The 15,383-nt window shown below is 67.6% G+C and carries 12 protein-coding genes; 6 read left to right on the plus strand and 6 right to left on the minus strand.

Annotated elements, in window-relative coordinates; all coding sequences use genetic code 11:
- The first annotated feature begins 6 nt into the window (after positions 1-6).
- Positions 7-1,602, plus strand: coding sequence for an oleate hydratase (locus ABEU20_RS20145; RefSeq protein ID WP_420166138.1), 1,596 nt, complete (start codon positions 7-9; stop codon positions 1,600-1,602).
- 6 nt (positions 1,603-1,608) lie between these two features.
- On the opposite strand, the gene dxs is transcribed toward ABEU20_RS20145, so the two are convergent.
- A complete protein-coding gene (gene dxs, locus ABEU20_RS20150; RefSeq protein ID WP_420166279.1) occupies positions 1,609-3,552 on the minus strand; it encodes a 1-deoxy-D-xylulose-5-phosphate synthase in 1,944 nt (647 codons plus the stop codon).
- Positions 3,553-3,717: 165 nt separating this feature from the next.
- Between dxs and glsA the strand changes: the two genes are divergently transcribed.
- The 3 genes from glsA to ABEU20_RS20165 all read left to right on the plus strand — a co-directional run bounded on the left by glsA (position 3,718) and on the right by ABEU20_RS20165 (position 7,499).
- Positions 3,718-5,538, plus strand: coding sequence for a glutaminase A (glsA, locus tag ABEU20_RS20155; protein ID WP_420166139.1), 1,821 nt, complete (start codon positions 3,718-3,720; stop codon positions 5,536-5,538).
- Between the two features lie 135 nt (positions 5,539-5,673).
- Positions 5,674-6,672, plus strand: coding sequence for an ATP-binding cassette domain-containing protein (locus ABEU20_RS20160; protein ID WP_420166140.1), 999 nt, complete (start codon positions 5,674-5,676; stop codon positions 6,670-6,672).
- The gene (locus ABEU20_RS20165; RefSeq protein ID WP_420166141.1) at positions 6,669-7,499 is read left to right on the plus strand and encodes an ABC transporter permease; all 831 of its coding nucleotides are present in this window, start codon (positions 6,669-6,671) and stop codon (positions 7,497-7,499) included. The genes ABEU20_RS20160 and ABEU20_RS20165 overlap by 4 nt, the downstream gene beginning before the upstream one ends.
- Positions 7,500-7,574: 75 nt before the next feature.
- On the opposite strand, the gene ABEU20_RS20170 is transcribed toward ABEU20_RS20165, so the two are convergent.
- From ABEU20_RS20170 to ABEU20_RS20185, 4 genes are all read right to left on the minus strand, one after another.
- Positions 7,575-9,173, minus strand: coding sequence for an MDR family MFS transporter (locus tag ABEU20_RS20170; RefSeq protein WP_420166142.1), 1,599 nt, complete (start codon positions 9,171-9,173; stop codon positions 7,575-7,577).
- Entirely contained in the window at positions 9,170-9,652 is a 483-nt protein-coding gene (locus tag ABEU20_RS20175) for a MarR family winged helix-turn-helix transcriptional regulator (RefSeq protein ID WP_420166143.1), read from the minus strand. Before ABEU20_RS20175 ends, ABEU20_RS20170 begins: the two co-directional genes overlap by 4 nt.
- A gap of 159 nt (positions 9,653-9,811) precedes the next feature.
- Entirely contained in the window at positions 9,812-11,077 is a 1,266-nt protein-coding gene (locus ABEU20_RS20180; protein WP_420166144.1) for a class I SAM-dependent RNA methyltransferase, read from the minus strand.
- A gap of 21 nt (positions 11,078-11,098) precedes the next feature.
- A complete protein-coding gene (locus ABEU20_RS20185) occupies positions 11,099-13,093 on the minus strand; it encodes an APC family permease (RefSeq protein WP_420166145.1) in 1,995 nt (664 codons plus the stop codon).
- Positions 13,094-13,306: 213 nt separating this feature from the next.
- On the opposite strand from ABEU20_RS20185, the gene ABEU20_RS20190 reads away from it, so the two are divergent.
- The gene (locus tag ABEU20_RS20190) at positions 13,307-13,972 is read left to right on the plus strand and encodes a potassium channel family protein (RefSeq protein WP_420166146.1); all 666 of its coding nucleotides are present in this window, start codon (positions 13,307-13,309) and stop codon (positions 13,970-13,972) included.
- Positions 13,973-14,018: 46 nt separating this feature from the next.
- Positions 14,019-14,675: a potassium channel family protein gene (locus tag ABEU20_RS20195; RefSeq protein ID WP_420166147.1), complete on the plus strand. Its 657-nt coding sequence runs from the start codon at positions 14,019-14,021 to the stop codon at positions 14,673-14,675.
- Here the strand turns inward: ABEU20_RS20195 and ABEU20_RS20200 are convergent.
- Positions 14,652-15,356 carry a DUF3159 domain-containing protein gene (locus ABEU20_RS20200; RefSeq protein ID WP_420166148.1) on the minus strand — a complete coding sequence of 235 codons (705 nt, stop codon included), beginning with the start codon at positions 15,354-15,356 and terminating at the stop codon, positions 14,652-14,654. The genes ABEU20_RS20195 and ABEU20_RS20200 overlap by 24 nt on opposite strands.
- Positions 15,357-15,383: the final 27 nt, after the last annotated feature.

The following is a 15,383-nucleotide window of genomic DNA, read 5'->3' on the forward strand; positions in this document are numbered from 1 at the left end:
GAACCCATGAGCGTCGACCCGAAAGCGGCCCACATCTGGATCGTCGGCGGCGGCATCGCCGGAATGGCGGCTGCAGCGTTCGCGATCCGGGACGCCGGAGTCCCCGGCGAGAACGTCCACATTCTCGAACAACTCGACATCGAAGGCGGCTCGCTCGACGGTGCCCGATCCCCCGCCGTCACCGACGGCTGGGTCACGCGCGGCGGACGCATGCTCGAGGAGGAGGCGTACCGGTGCACGTGGAATCTGTTCGAGTCGATCCCGTCGCTCGAGAACCCCGACATCAGCGTCCGGCAGGAGATCCGCGACTTCAACGACAAGGTCCGGACCGACGACAAAGCGCGCCTGATCGATTCGCGGCACAACATCATCGACGCGTCGCAACTGGGGCTCGACAACAGGGATCGGCTCGAGATGATGCGGCTGCTCGGCCTGCCCGAACGGGCCCTCGGCGCCCGCCGCATCGACGAGATGTTCGGTGATCACTTCTTCACCACCAACTTCTGGCAGATGTGGCGCACCACGTTCGCGTTCCAGAAGTGGCATTCCGCTGCCGAACTGCGCCGCTACTTCCTGCGCTTCGTCCAGGAGTTCCCCCGCATCCACACACTCTCCGGCGTCCGGCGCACGGTCTACAACCAGTACGACTCGATGGTCGTCCCGCTGCAACGCTGGATGTGGACCCAGGGTGTCGACGTCCGTTTCGCGACGCGGGTGGTCGACATCGACTTCGCCCAGGCCGGACAGCCCCGCCGCGCGACCCGGCTGCACATCGAGGATGCGAGCGGCCCGTCGGCCATCGAACTGGGCGAGAACGACTACATGTTCGCCACTCTCGGGTCGATCACGGCCGACACCACCTACGGGGGCAACGACGACGTACCCGCACTGATCCGTGACCGCGTCGACCGCAGCTGGTCGCTGTGGGAAGAGGTCGCGAAGAAGGCATCCGACTTCGGCCGCCCCAACACCTTCTACGGCAACGTCGACGAGAACAAGTGGGAGTCGTTCACCCTCACCATGCGCGGCGACAGACTGCTCCGCCGCATCACCGACTACACGGGCAACGAACCCGGGACCGGCGCGCTGACCACGTGGTTCGAGTCGGGTTGGCACCTGTCGACCGTGATCGCCTACCAACCGCACTTTGCGCAGCAACCCGAGAACATCTACACCCTGTGGGGGTACGGCTTCGAGATCGACAACGAGGGCGATTACGTCAAGAAGAAGATGTCGGAGGCCACCGGCACGGAGATCCTCACCGAACTGATCCACCAGTACGGCTTCGAGGACATGCTCGACGAGGTGCTGGCCACCACCGATGTGACGACGGTGATGATGCCGTACGCGTCAGCCCTGTTCAGCCGCCGCGTCCCGGAGGATCGCCCGAAGGTGGTCCCCGACGGGGCGCAGAACTTCGCGTTCCTCGGACAGTTCACGTCCCTGCCCGAGGACGTCGTGTTCACCGTCGAGTACTCGGTGCACGGCGCGATGCACGCCGTCTACACGCTGTTCGCCGTCGACAAGGCGATCCCGCCGATCTACCACGGGCTGCTCGACCCCAAGGTCGGGGTCAAGGCCCTGGAAGCGGCCTTCCGGTAGATCCCGTCAACCGATGGCCGGGTTCGACCTGTCCGCGCCCTCGTCGATTCCCCCGCCGGGGCGCGCCCGGTCCAGTCCCACGACCCAACCGGTGACCTGCCGGGTGATGTCCTGCGCAGTGAGGCCGAGTTCGCGGTGGATCTGGTCCCGTGACGCATGGTCGAGGAACTGCTGCGGCACACCGAGATCCCGGCACGGGACGTCGACACCGGCCGCGCGGAGCGCCGCCGACACCGAGGACCCGATACCGCCGTGCAGGCCGCTGTCCTCGATCGTGACGACCATCCGAAAGCTCTCGGCGAGCTTGATCACGGACTCGGGCACGGGCAGGACCCACCGCGGGTCGATCACCGCTGCGGTGATGCCGTGCTGGGCGAGCCGCTCGGCGGCCTCCAGCGCGACGCCGGCGAACGAGCCCACCGCGACGAGCAGCACGTCGCCGCGATCATCCTCCGGCATCTGCAGCACATCCACCACGCCGTCGAGGCGGCGGACCGCCGGGACGTCGTCACCGACAGCGCCCTTCGGGAATCGGATCACCGTCGGCCCGTCGTTCACCGCCAGCGCCTCGTCCAACTCTTCCCGCAGCGTTGCCGCGTCGCGCGGGGCCGCCACTCGTATGCCGGGGACGATGCCGAGCAGCGACAGGTCCCACATGCCGTTGTGGCTGGCACCGTCGGCGCCCGTCACCCCGGAACGGTCGAGCACGATCGTCACGGGCTGCCTGAGCAGCGCGACGTCCATGAGCAGCTGATCGAACGCCCGGTTGAGGAACGTCGAGTAGATCGCGACGACGGGATGCATCCCGCCGAGCGCGAGACCCGCGGCCGAGGTGACGGCGTGCTGCTCGGCGATGCCGACGTCGAACATCCGCTCCGGGAACCGCTCACCGAACGCAGCCAGCCCGGTAGGGCCGGGCATCGCGGCGGTGATCGCGACGACGTCGTCACGCTGCTCGGCCTGCGCGATCAGCTCGGCCGAGAAGACCGACGTCCAGTCCGGGGCCGACGTCCCCCGGGCGCGGCCCGTGAGCGGGTCGATGACTCCGGTGGCGTGCATCTGGTCGGCGAGATGATTCTCCGCGGGTGCGTAGCCCATGCCCTTGCGGGTGACCGCGTGCACGATCACCGGCCCACCGAACGCCTTCGCGCGGCGCAACGCGGACTCCATCGCGGCCTCGTCGTGCCCGTCGACGGGGCCGAGGTACTTGATGCCGAGGTCGGTGAACATGACCTGCGGGCTGACGGCGTCCTTGAGGCCGGCCTTCATGCCGTGCAGCAACTGGTAGGCGGCGCGTCCGACCCACGGCATCCTCTTGACCATGCGACGACCGTTGTCGAGGATCCGCTCGTAACCGGGCTGCAGACGCAGCGACGCGAGATGGTCGGCCAGGCCGCCGATGGTGGGCGCGTACGACCGGCCGTTGTCGTTGACGACGATGACGACCGACCGGTCCTTGCCCGCCGCGATGTTGTTGAGCGCCTCCCAACACATACCGCCGGTCAGGGCACCGTCGCCCACCACGGCCACGACGTGGCGGTCGTGCTGCCCGGACAGCTCGAAGGCCTTGGCGAGGCCGTCCGCGTACGAGAGCGCCGCGGACGCGTGCGACGACTCGACCCAGTCGTGCTCGCTCTCGGCGCGCGACGGGTAACCGGACAGACCGCCCTGCTTGCGCAGGGAATCGAACTCGTCCTTGCGGCCCGTCAGGATCTTGTGGACGTAGGCCTGGTGGCCCGTGTCGAAGACGATCGGGTCGGAGGGGGATTCGAACACCCGGTGCAGCGCGAGCGTCAGCTCGACGACACCCAGGTTGGGACCGAGATGGCCGCCGGTCGCGGACACCTTCTGCACCAGGAACTCACGGATCTCCGAGGCGAGCTCGCGGAGCTCCTCCGGGTCGAGCCGACGCAGGTCGTCAGGCGTCTGGATGCGGGCAAGGACACCCAACGAGATCGCTCCCTCCAGCAGGTTCACGGGCTGTCACACGACAGCCCGACAAGTCTACGGAGCCGCCTGGAACGGTGCCGTCCGGCATCGATTCCCACGACACCGCCGCGGCGATCCGTGCCGGATGACACAACCAAGACTGTGCGCTCATCCTACTGTTGCTCCATGGGCAACGTTGTGGACGAGTTCATCACCCGCGTGTACGACGTCGTCCGAACCAACCCGAGCGGGGAGGTCGCCGACTACATCCCGGAGTTGGCCGCGGTCGCCCCCGACGGCTTCGGTATCGCCGTGGCCACGGGCGACGGCCACGTATACGAGGTCGGCGACACGTCGGTGCCGTTCACGATCCAGTCCATCTCGAAGCCGTTCACCTACGCGCTCGCCCTCGCCGACCACGGCGTCGACGCCGTCGCCGAGAAGATCGACGTCGAACCGTCCGGTGAGCCGTTCAACGAGATCAGTCTCGACCCGGACACCGAACGTCCGCGCAATCCGATGATCAACGCCGGCGCGATCACCGCGGCATCGCTCGTGCAGGGCGCGAATCCGGCCGAGCAGTTCGAACGAATCCGCGCACTCTATTCGCGGTGCGCAGGACGCAACCTCGGCCTCGACGAGGCCGTCTACCGCTCCGAGGCCCGCACCGGACACCGCAATCGCGCGATCGGCTACATGCTGCGGTCCTTCGGCGTCATCACCGACGATCCGGACGACGCCGTCGACGTGTACTTCCGGCAGTGCTCGATCGAGGTCACGTGCCGCGACCTGGCCCTCATGGCCGCCACCCTCGCCAACAACGGCGTCAACCCGTCGACTCGCGACCGGGTCCTCAACCCGGCGCTGGTCGAGCGGGTGCTCAGCGTCATGACGACGTGCGGGATGTACGACGCCGCCGGTGAATGGGTGACCGAGGTCGGTATGCCCGCCAAGAGCGGGGTCGGCGGCGGCGTCCTCGCTGTCCTACCGGGGCAATTGGGAATCGCGGTCTACTCGCCCCGCCTGGATCGGCACGGCAACAGCGTCCGCGGCGTGCAGGCCTGCCGCGAACTCTCCCGGGACCTGGAACTGCACTTCCTGCACGTCACCCGGGCGGCCCGCTCGTCGATCAGGGCGCGCTACAGCATCGTCGAGGCCCCCTCGCGCACGCGGCGCACCGAGTCCGAGCAACTGTCACTGGAGGCCTTCGGCGATCGTGGACGAATCTACGAACTGCACGGCGACCTGCTGTTCGCCGGTGCCGAGACGGCGGTGCGCGAGATCGATGCCGAACGAGCGGACCTCGAGGTGGTCGTGGTCGACGTACGCCGGGTCGACGACGTCAGCGGCATCGCCCGCCGCATGATCGAACTGCTGCGGGCCGACCTCGCCGCCGCCGGCTGCCGCACGGCCCTCGTCGACCCCGACGCCCTGTTCGGGCACGCCACGTCGAGCCTGTCCCCCGACGATCCGCACGGACGAGTGTTCGCGGACCCCGACGCGGCGGCGCGCTGGTGCGAGGACGTCCTGCTCGACAGACACTGCGGCGTCGGCCGGCAACCGGAGACGATCGAGCTCGAGCAGCATCCACTCCTGGCCGACCTCACCACCGACCAGTTCGAGCGTTTCACCGACGAACTGGAACTGCGGACCGTCGCCCGCGGCGAGGTGGTCGCCCGGCGCGGCGCACCCGCGTCGGGCATCCACCTCATTCTCTCGGGGCGCGCGAGTACCGCCGTGACGTCCGAGGACGGCTCGGTTCACCGGATCACGACGCTGTCGGCCGGCATGTCGTTCGGGGAGATGCCGACCCTGCTCGATTCGACGTATCTCAACGACGTCCGCGCCGACACCACACTCACCCTCGCCGTTCTTCCGCCCGACGGGTTCGCCCGGCTGACCGCGGCGCCGGAGGTCAAGTCCGCGCTTCTCGAACGCCTGGCGGCGGTCGCGTACGGACAGCTCGAGGTGCTGGTGCGAACCTTCGAGCAGCACGGGCGGATCTGACGCCGACCCGTGGCCACCGCCGAGGACACGGGACGGTCCGATGCTCCGGAAATCGATTGCGCCGCCCCTCGGGATCCGACAGGCTGGAACGACGACCGAGTTGCGACATTGCCCACACGAGACCACGGGGACCACATGAGATCTGGCACCGCACTGGCCATCGAGACCACTGGACTGGTCAAACGCTTCGGCTCCAACACCGCCGTCGACGGCGTCGACCTGGCCGTTCCGACGGGCGGCGTGTACGGCGTGCTCGGGCCCAACGGCGCCGGGAAGACGACCACGATCCGCATGCTCGCGACGCTGCTGCCGATCGACGGCGGTTCGGCGCGGGTGCTGGGACACGACGTCACCAAGGAGGCCGAGACGGTCCGCGGCAAGGTCTCCCTGACCGGCCAGTTCGCGTCACTCGACGAGGATCTGACGGGCACCGAGAACCTCATGCTGCTCGGTCGGCTCTACGGGTACTCGCGCGCCGCGGCACGCTCCCGGTGCGACCAGCTCCTCGAGGCGTTCGGTCTCCAGGAGGCCGGCGGCCGCCAGGTCAAGACCTACTCGGGAGGTATGCGCCGACGAATCGACATCGCCGCGAGCATCATCGTCACCCCCGAACTGATCTTCCTGGACGAGCCGACCACCGGGCTCGATCCGCGCAGCCGCAACCAGGTGTGGGAGATCGTCCGCGCTCTGGTGGCGGGGGGAACCACCGTCCTGCTCACCACGCAGTACCTCGACGAGGCGGACCAGCTCGCCGACCGGATCGCCGTGATCGACCACGGCAAGGTCATCGCCGAGGGCACCACCGGCCAGCTCAAGGCGTCGGTCGGGTCCGGAGCGCTGCACGTCCGCGTCGCCGAGCCCTCCCGGCGCGCCGACGCGGCCGTCACGCTCGAACGCACGCTCGGCGTCTCCGTCTCGCTCGAATCCGATCCGGCGGCGCTCACGGCACGCATCGACGATCCGCAGCGGGTCGCGCGGGCGCTCGCCACCCTCGACGACGAGAACATCGTTGTCACGACCTTCGCTCTCGGCCAGCCCAGCCTCGACGAGGTGTTCCTCGCCCTGACCGGGCACGGCGCCGAGAACGCCGAGACCACTGCCGCCACCGGCACCTTCGAGGGGACCCCGTCATGACCGACACCATCACCACCTCTGCGCAGGCGGTCGGCAACGTCCTGCAGATGCCGGGGCCTCGGCCGCCGCGGCCGAACGCGCTGTCGACGTCGATGTCGTTCGGGTGGCGCGCATTGCTCAAGATCAAGCATGTTCCGGAGCAGTTGTTCGACGTGACCATGTTCCCGGTCATGTTCACGCTGATGTTCACGTTCCTCTTCGGCGGCGCGCTCGCCGGCTCGACGGACGCCTACGTCCAGTTCCTCATCCCGGGCATCCTCGTGCAGACCGTCGTCATGATCACGATGTACACCGGGCTGACACTGAACAAGGACATCGAGAAGGGCGTGTTCGACCGGTTCCGGTCACTTCCCATCTGGCGGCCGTCCCCGCTCGTCGGCGCACTGTTCGGCGACATCGTCCGCTACACGATCGCATCGGTGATCGTCCTCATCCTCGGCCTGATCCTCGGTTTCCGACCGGCGGGCGGCGTGGTCGGAGTGGTGCTGTCGGTCCTGCTGTTGCTGTTGTTCTCGTTCAGTCTGTCGTGGGTGTGGACGATGTTCGCGATGCTGATGCGGACCGAACAGGCCGTCATGGGCGTGTCGATGTTCATCCTGTTCCCGCTCACGTTCGCCAGCAACATCTTCGTCGACCCCTCGACGATGCCCGGCTGGCTGCAGGCGTTCGTCGAGGTCAACCCGATCAGCCACCTCGTCACCACTCTGCGGGCGCTCTGCGAAGGCTCCTTCGAGTTCGGCCAGATGTCGGGCGTGCTGATCTGGTGCGCCGGTTTCATCGTCGTCTTCGGTCCGTTGACGATGCGGCTGTACAACCGCAAGACGTAGACCGGGATCCCCCGACGAGTACGGCCCGCAACCTGTCTCGGTTGCGGGCCGTCTTCGTGACTGTGTTGCGGAACGTCAGGCGTTGACGTCGGCGGTCTCCGCCGCCTCGTCGGAATCCGTCGGCTTCTGGATGTCGATGGTCTTCCGGAGCGGGGTGTTCGGGATGAAGATCACGCAGACGAGCGTGATCAGCGCGACCGCGGCCGCGATCAGGAACAGCAGGCCCGTGGCGTCACCGTAGGCGCCGCGGATGATGTCCGCGATCGGCCCCGGCAGCGCGTTGAGGTCGAGGTTGCCCCCGCTGCCCGGCGAGTGCGTGTCGATGCCGAGCTTCTCGAAGCCGTCGGCCGACAGCGTCGTCACCCGGGTGGCGAGCACCGAACCGAGGACCGACACACCGATCGCGCCACCGAAGGTCCGGAAGAACGCGACCGAGCTACTCGCCGAGCCGATGTTCTGCACGCTGACGGTGTTCTGGACGGCGAGCACCAGGTTCTGCATCAGGCTGCCGACACCGACGCCGACGATCGCGATGTACACGCCGATCAGCCACAGGCTGGTCTCGTGATCGATCGTGCCGAGCAGTCCGAAGCCGACGACCAGCAGCACCGCGCCACCGACGATGAACGGCTTCCACTTACCGAATCGGGTGATCAGCTGGCCCGAGACCACCGACGAGACCAGCATGCCCATCACCATCGGAATGGTCAGGACACCGGCGATCGTCGGGGAGTGTCCGCGCGCCGTCTGGAAGTACTGGCCGAGGAACGTCGTGGCACCGAACATGCCGACACCGACCGCGATGGAGGCGATGATCGCCAGACCGGTCGTCTTCTCGGTGATGATGGCGAGCGGAATGATCGGCGACTTCACCTTCGACTCCACGATCACGGTCGCGATCAGCAACAGGACACCGACGCCGACGTAGAGCGCCGACTCCTTCGAGATCCAGGCGTAGTAGTCCGCCTTGCCCGCGAACGACACCCAGATCAGGAGGATGCTGACGCCCGCGGTGAGCAACGTTGCGCCCAGCCAGTCGATGGAGACATCGCTCTTGCGCTCGGTGGCGATGTGCAGCGTGCGCTGCAGCAGGAACAGGGCGATCACGGCGATCGGCACGCACACGAAGAAGCACCAGCGCCAGCCCAGCGGGCTGTCGACGATCACGCCGCCGAGGATGGGGCCACCCGACATCGACACCGCCATCGCGGCACCCATGTAGCCGGAGTAGCGACCGCGGTCGCGCGGCGGGATGATGCTGCCGATGATCGCGACGACGAGGGCGGTCAGGCCACCCATGCCGATGCCCTGCACGACGCGCGCGGCCAGCAGCACCGGCACGTTGTGCGCGAAGCCGGCAATGATCGAGCCGATCACGAAGATCACGATCGACGTCTGGACCAGGATCTTCTTGTTGAACAGGTCGGCGAGCTTGCCCCAGATCGGGGTCGATGCCGCGTTGGCCAGCAGCGCGGTGGTGATGACCCACGCGTACTGGGTCTGGTTGCCCTTCAGCTCACCGATGATCGTCGGCAACGCCGTCGAGACGATGGTCGAACTCAGCAGTGCCGTGAACAGCGCCGCGATGAGGCCCGCCAGGACCTCGAGAATCTGGCGATGGGTCATCGCCTCCTCGCCGGTGCCTGCCCGGCTCTCCCCCACTGGTGTCGTCATCGAAGTGCTCTCCCACATTGATCGGCTACTAGAAGCGAGGGATCCGGACGCGCGGTGAGCGAGTCGGTGAGTCGTTCGACGGCGGACAACGCCGCCGCCGCCTCCTCTTGACTCCACTGGCCGAGCAGGGTGCGCAGTCGCGCGGACCTTCGTTCCTTGACGGTCTGCAACACCTCGTCCCCCTTTTCGGAGACCTGCACGCGGAAAGCCCGCCTGTCGTCGGGGTCCGGTCGACGCTCGACGAGACCGGCATCGACCAATTCCGTCATCTGCCGACTCAGCCCCGATTGACTCAGGCACAGCACCGACGCGAGTTCGTTCTGCCGGCACGGGCCTCGGGCCGACAGCGCGACCAGGACCGCGACCAGCGCGGGCGCGATCGGATCGTCCGTCGCACTCGCGATCGCGTTCTTCAGTGAACGACCGAACAGAAAGATCGCGTCGACCAGGGCCTGTGCTGTGTCTGCTTGCACAGCCATCCGCGCACTCCGCATCCCTCGTAATTACTTGCAGAGCGCAACTATATGCATAGTTGCGTGTGTCAAGCAATTACTTCTCAAATGCGACATACCGCATTTCGATGCCCTGACCAGCGCTTCTAGAGACAACAGACCGTCAGGTACGTGTCAGGAACCACGTCAGCGAGTCAGAAGCGCGAGACTTTCGACGTGATGTGTGAGGGGGAAGGCGTCGAATGCGCGAACCTGTTCGAGCCGGTACCCACCCGCCCGGAAAAGCGAGACGTCCCGCGCGAAGGACGCCGGGTCACACCCGATGTGAACGATCCGCTGCGGCCCCGCCGCGACGATGGTGTCGACGACCTCGCGGCCGGCGCCGGTCCGCGGCGGGTCCAGCACCACCACATCCGGAGTGGGCAGATCGTGCAGAGCCCGTTCGACCCGGGCGGCGTGCAGATGCACCTGCGGTACGTCGGCCAGTGCGGCGGTGCCGTCGGCCACCGCCTGCTTCGAGAACTCGACCGAATCGACCCGCCCGGTCACCCCGACCTGGTCGGCGAGCGTGGCAGCGAACACTCCGACACCGCCGTAGAGATCCCACACGTTGTCGCCCGCGGACGGCTGCGCCCACTCCCCCACGACGCTCGCGTACGTGCCTGCGGCACCGCGATGCGCCTGCCAGAAGCCGGTCGCGGCCAGCTGCCACTCCCGATCACCGACCCGCTCGACGGGCCGGCCGGACCCGATGACGAGCCGCTCCGCCCGGGTACCGGACGACGCCGCCCGGCGCGCCGTCGCGCCCCGCCGACCGGGGCTGCGGCGACCGGTGCGCGACACCTTGGCGGGGGCGATCTCCACCACGTGACGGTTGCCGTCCGCGTCCAGCACGATCTGGACCTCGGCGCCGGGCTGCCACGACCGCTCGGAGAGCCCGATGTACGCAGACGGGTCGATCTGCGGGCACGCCAGGAACGTCTCGATGTCGAGGCTGCGGTAGCGATGGAAGCCCGGCCGCCCGGCCGGGTCGACCGCCAGCCGGACGCGGGACCGCCAGCCGGTTCCCTTCCCGGTTCCGGGCAGTTCCTCGACGACGACGTCCTGCTCGATGCCGGCGATCCGCCGCAACTGCTCGGCGACGACGAACGACTTCATCTCGCGGCCCGCGTCGAGGGTGGCGTGCGAATAGTCACAACACCCGGCGCCGCCCGGGCCCGCGATGGGGCACACCGACTCGACCCGGTCGCGCGACGGCGCGAGGATCTCGACGGCGTCCGCGCGACAGAACGAACCACCGCGGTCCTCGGTGACGAGCGCGACCACCTTCTCGCCCGGTAGTCCGTGCCTGACGAAGAGCACACGACCCTCGTGCCGGGCGACACAGAAGCCGCCGTGGCCGGGATTGCCCAACTCGACCTCGAGCCGACGCCCCGTCCAGTCCTCACTCACCACGAACCGCCCATCACTCGATCACTTGTCTTCTGCCTCGAATCCGCGCCGAATCGCGCCGGGAGCATTGTCCACCCGTTCGCGCTTGACCTTCTCCGACGAGTTCAACTGCCACGGCACACTCGTGACCATGACGCCGGGCTGGAACAGCAACCGGCTCTTCAGACGCAGCGCGCTCTGGTTGTGCAGGATCTGCTCCCACCAGTGGCCGACCACGTATTCGGGGATGAACACGGTGACGACGTCGCGGGGCGAGTCCCGCCGAACCCTGCGGACGTAGTCGAGCACCGGCTTGGTGATCTCACGGTACGGCGACTCGATCACCTTGAGCGGCACCGTGATGTCGCTCTTCTCCCACTCGCGCACGAGCGCGCGGGTGTCCGGCTCGTCGACGTTGACGGTGACCGCCTCGATGGTGTCCGGTCGGGTGGCGCGCGCGTACGCCAGCGCCCGCATGGTCGGCATGTGCATCTTCGACACCAGGACGATCGAGTGCGTGCGGCTGGGCAGCACGCCGTCCCATTCCTGCTCCTCGAGTTCCGCGGCGACGCTGTCGTAGTGGCGTCGGATCGACTTCATCACGATGAAGATCACGATCATGGCGACGATGGCGATCCAGGCACCGGCAGCGAACTTCGTCAGCAGCACGATGATCAGGACCGCACCGGTCATCCCCAGGCCGATCGAGTTGATGACCCGAGAGCGCTGCATGCGCCGACGCTGCGCCGGATCCGTCTCGGCCCGCAGATGCCGGGTCCAGTGCCGGATCATGCCGGTCTGGCTGAGCACGAACGAGACGAACACCCCGACGATGTAGAGCTGGATCAGCTTCGTCACCTCGGCGCCGAAGACCACGACGAACGCGATCGCCGCACCCGAGAGGAACAGGATGCCGTTGCTGAAGGCGAGCCGGTCGCCGCGCGTGTGCAGCTGACGCGGCAGGTAGCGGTCCTGGGCGAGCACCGAGGCGAGGACGGGGAAGCCGTTGAACGCCGTGTTGGCGGCGAGCACGAGGATCAACGCCGTCACGATCGCCATGAAGAAGAATCCGACCGGGAATCCGGAGAAGACCGCCTCGGCGAGCTGCGCGATCAGCGTTTTCTGGTGGTAGCCCTCCGGCGCTCCGACGAGTTGTGTCGCCGGGTCGTGCGCGTAGACGATCCCGATCTTCTGCGCCAGCATGATGATGCCCATCAGCAGCACGATCGCGAAGGTGCCCAGCAACAGCAGCGTGGTCGCAGCGTTGCGCGACTTCGGCTTCTGGAAAGCGGGCACACCGTTGCTGATGGCCTCGACGCCCGTCAGAGCGGCACAGCCCGACGAGAAGGCACGCGCGATGAGGAAGGCGAACGCGATGCCGTACAGGTGGGAGTCCTCGGCCTGCAGGTCGAACGCCGACGACTCGGCGTGGACGTCGTCGCCGAAGATGTAGATCCGCGCGAATCCCCAGCCGAGCATGATCAGCATGCCGACGATGAAGGCGTACGTCGGGAGCGCGAAGGCCGAGCCCGACTCGCGGATACCGCGCAGGTTGACCGCGGTGAGCAGCGCAATCGCCGCAATCGCGAAGAGCACCTTGTGTTGGGCGACGAACGGCACGGCCGATCCGATGTTCGACGCCGCGGACGAGATCGACACCGCGACCGTGAGCACGTAGTCGACCATGAGGGCGCTGCCGACCGTGAGACCGGCGTTGGGCCCGAGGTTCACGGTCGCCACCTCGTAGTCGCCGCCACCGGACGGGTAGGCGTGCACGTTCTGCCGGTAGCTGGCCACCACGACGGCCATGACGACGGCGACGGCCAGACCGATCCAGGGGGTGTACGCGTACGCGGAAATACCCGCGACGGACAGAACCAGGAAGATCTCCTCGGGCGCGTAGGCGACCGAAGACATTGCATCCGAGGCGAAAACCGGTAGCGCGATGCGCTTGGGCAGAAGCGTGTGCCCGAGCTTGTCGCTACGGAACGGCCGCCCCAGGATCAGCCGTTTTGCGGCTGTGGAAACCTTCGACACCGCCAAAGCGTAAGCCGTCCGAAGAGTTCCGTGACACGGGGGCGGCGCTGTGGGCGTTTCATCGACTTTACTCCGCGCCCCGACTGCGACGACGAGCGGCCTCCCTCACAGCGCCGTCGGCGGATACTTGCTCTTACCCAGGCGCGCTGTACGGTTCGATTCGACGCCGACGGCAACCCGTCGGGTCTGACGTGAGATGAACGGAGTGGACGGGTGTACGTAGTCGTCATGGGATGCGGCCGAGTCGGCTCGTCCCTCGCTACAGCACTGAGCCGGATCGGACACGAGGTGGCGGTCATCGACCGCGACGCGAGCGCCTTCCTCCGGCTCGGATCCGATTTCACCGGCCACACGGTGGTCGGGATGGGATTCGACCGCGACGTGCTGATCCGCGCCGGGATCGAACGCGCCGAAGCGTTCGCCGCGGTGTCCTCCGGCGACAATTCGAACATCATCTCCGCGCGGGTCGCGCGCGAGAACTTCGGTGTCGAGCGCGTCGTCGCGCGCATCTACGACGCCAAGCGTGCCGCGGTGTACGAGCGCCTCGGTATCCCGACCATCGCGACGGTCCCCTGGACCACCGATCGCTTCATGCTCGCGCTCGCGCAGGACGACCAGATCTCGAAGTGGCGAGATCCCTCGGGCACCGTCGTGGTCACCGAACTGCCCCTGCACGAGGACTGGGTCGGCCGCAGCATCACCGATCTCGAGGCCGCGACGAGCTCCCGTGTCTCGTTCGTCATCCGCTTCGGCTCGGGGATCCTCCCGGACCGCAAGACCGTCATCCAGGCCCAGGACCAGGTCTACGTGGCCGCCGTGTCCGGGACGGTCGCCGAGGCGGTCGCGCTGGCCGGTAACCCGCCGCCGGCGGACGACTGAGTCCGGTCATGCCCCCATACTCGTTCGACCCGATTGGATGTTCCCGATGAGAGTCGCCATCGCAGGAGCCGGCGCCGTCGGCCGCTCCATCGCCCGTGAACTCGTCCGCAGCGAGCACCACGTGATGCTGCTCGAACGCAAGCTCGAACACGTCGAACCCGACGTGATCCCCCAGGCGGAGTGGGTGCACGCGGACGCGTGCGAACTGAGCCTCCTCGAGGCCGCCCAGCTGGAGACCTATGACGTCGTGATCGCCGCCACCGGCGACGACAAGGCCAACATCGTCGTGAGTCTGCTCGCGAAGACCGAGTTCGGCGTCCCCCGGGTGGTCGCCCGCGTCAACGATCCCCGCAACGAGTGGCTCTTCGACGAGTCTTGGGGCGTGGACGTCGCGGTGTCGACCCCTCGCATGCTGGCCTCGCTCGTCGAGGAGGCGGTCACGGTCGGCGATCTGGTGCGCCTCATGACGTTCCGTCAGGGTCAGGCGAACCTGGTCGAGATCACGCTGCCGGACGACACCCCACTGGCCGGCAAGCCGGTACGCAAGATCAAACTTCCGCGTGACGTGGCGCTCGTGACGATCCTGCGGGGCGGCCGGGTCATCGTCCCGCAGCCGGACGATCCGGTCGAGGGCGGAGACGAACTGCTGTTCGTCGCCGCGGTGGAGGTCGAGGACGAGCTACGCGCCGCGATCGATATCTGATTCGGCCGACGGGCCCGTCTCACCGGTCGAGGCGGGCTTCTCGTCCTGCTCCACCGGGGCCGGAGTCGGCTCGGGCCCGGGCTCGACCAGCCTGTCCGCCCGGCGCACCGCCCAGATCGTCACGAGCAGCACCAGACCCGTGAGTGGCCAACCCATACCGATTCGCGCCGCCGCGAGCCACCCCGTCTGGTCTGCGTCGTACAACTCGGACTGCACCAGATACCGGGCCCCGAACACGAGCGCCCATGCCGCCGTGGCGATGTCGTAGGCATGCACGGCGCCCTTGTGGGCTTTCCAGGTGTTGCGGTGACCGTTCAGATAGCCCCACACGACACCCACGAGGGGCCATCGCACCAGGATCGAGACCAGGAACACGGCCGCGTAGAGAAGGCTCGTGTAGATGCCGAAGAGGAAGTACCCCTTGGCGTCGCCGGTCCGATAGGCGATGAACGCGCACACGCCGACCCCGAGGAATCCGGAGATCGCGGGCTGGATCGCGCCACGCCGCACCACTCGCCAGACGAGGATCGCGGCCGCGACGCCGAGGGCGGTCCACACCGCCGGCGCAAGACCGAAGAGGCTGTTCGCGGGGACGAAGACGACGATGGGCAACGACGAGTAGATCAGCCCGCTGAGTCCACCGAGCTGCTCGAGGATCGTCTGCTGCTTCGTTTCGGTCACGCGACGAGGGTGCCACATCGGGACGAC

The sequence above is a fragment of the Rhodococcus parequi genome, assembly GCF_046042785.1.
Lineage (GTDB): Bacteria > Actinomycetota > Actinomycetes > Mycobacteriales > Mycobacteriaceae > Prescottella > Prescottella parequi.

Bases quoted from the DNA above. Each gene is read 5' to 3' on its own strand.
- glsA (WP_420166139.1), top strand. From the start codon at position 3,718: ATGGGCAACGTTGTGGACGAGTTCATCACCCGCGTGTACGACGTCGTC.
- ABEU20_RS20175 (WP_420166143.1), bottom strand. From the start codon at position 9,652: ATGGCTGTGCAAGCAGACACAGCACAGGCCCTGGTCGACGCGATCTTT.
- ABEU20_RS20170 (WP_420166142.1), bottom strand. From the start codon at position 9,173: ATGACGACACCAGTGGGGGAGAGCCGGGCAGGCACCGGCGAGGAGGCG.
- ABEU20_RS20165 (WP_420166141.1), top strand. From the start codon at position 6,669: ATGACCGACACCATCACCACCTCTGCGCAGGCGGTCGGCAACGTCCTG.
- ABEU20_RS20160 (WP_420166140.1), top strand. From the start codon at position 5,674: ATGAGATCTGGCACCGCACTGGCCATCGAGACCACTGGACTGGTCAAA.
- ABEU20_RS20145 (WP_420166138.1), top strand. From the start codon at position 7: ATGAGCGTCGACCCGAAAGCGGCCCACATCTGGATCGTCGGCGGCGGC.
- ABEU20_RS20195 (WP_420166147.1), top strand. From the start codon at position 14,019: ATGAGAGTCGCCATCGCAGGAGCCGGCGCCGTCGGCCGCTCCATCGCC.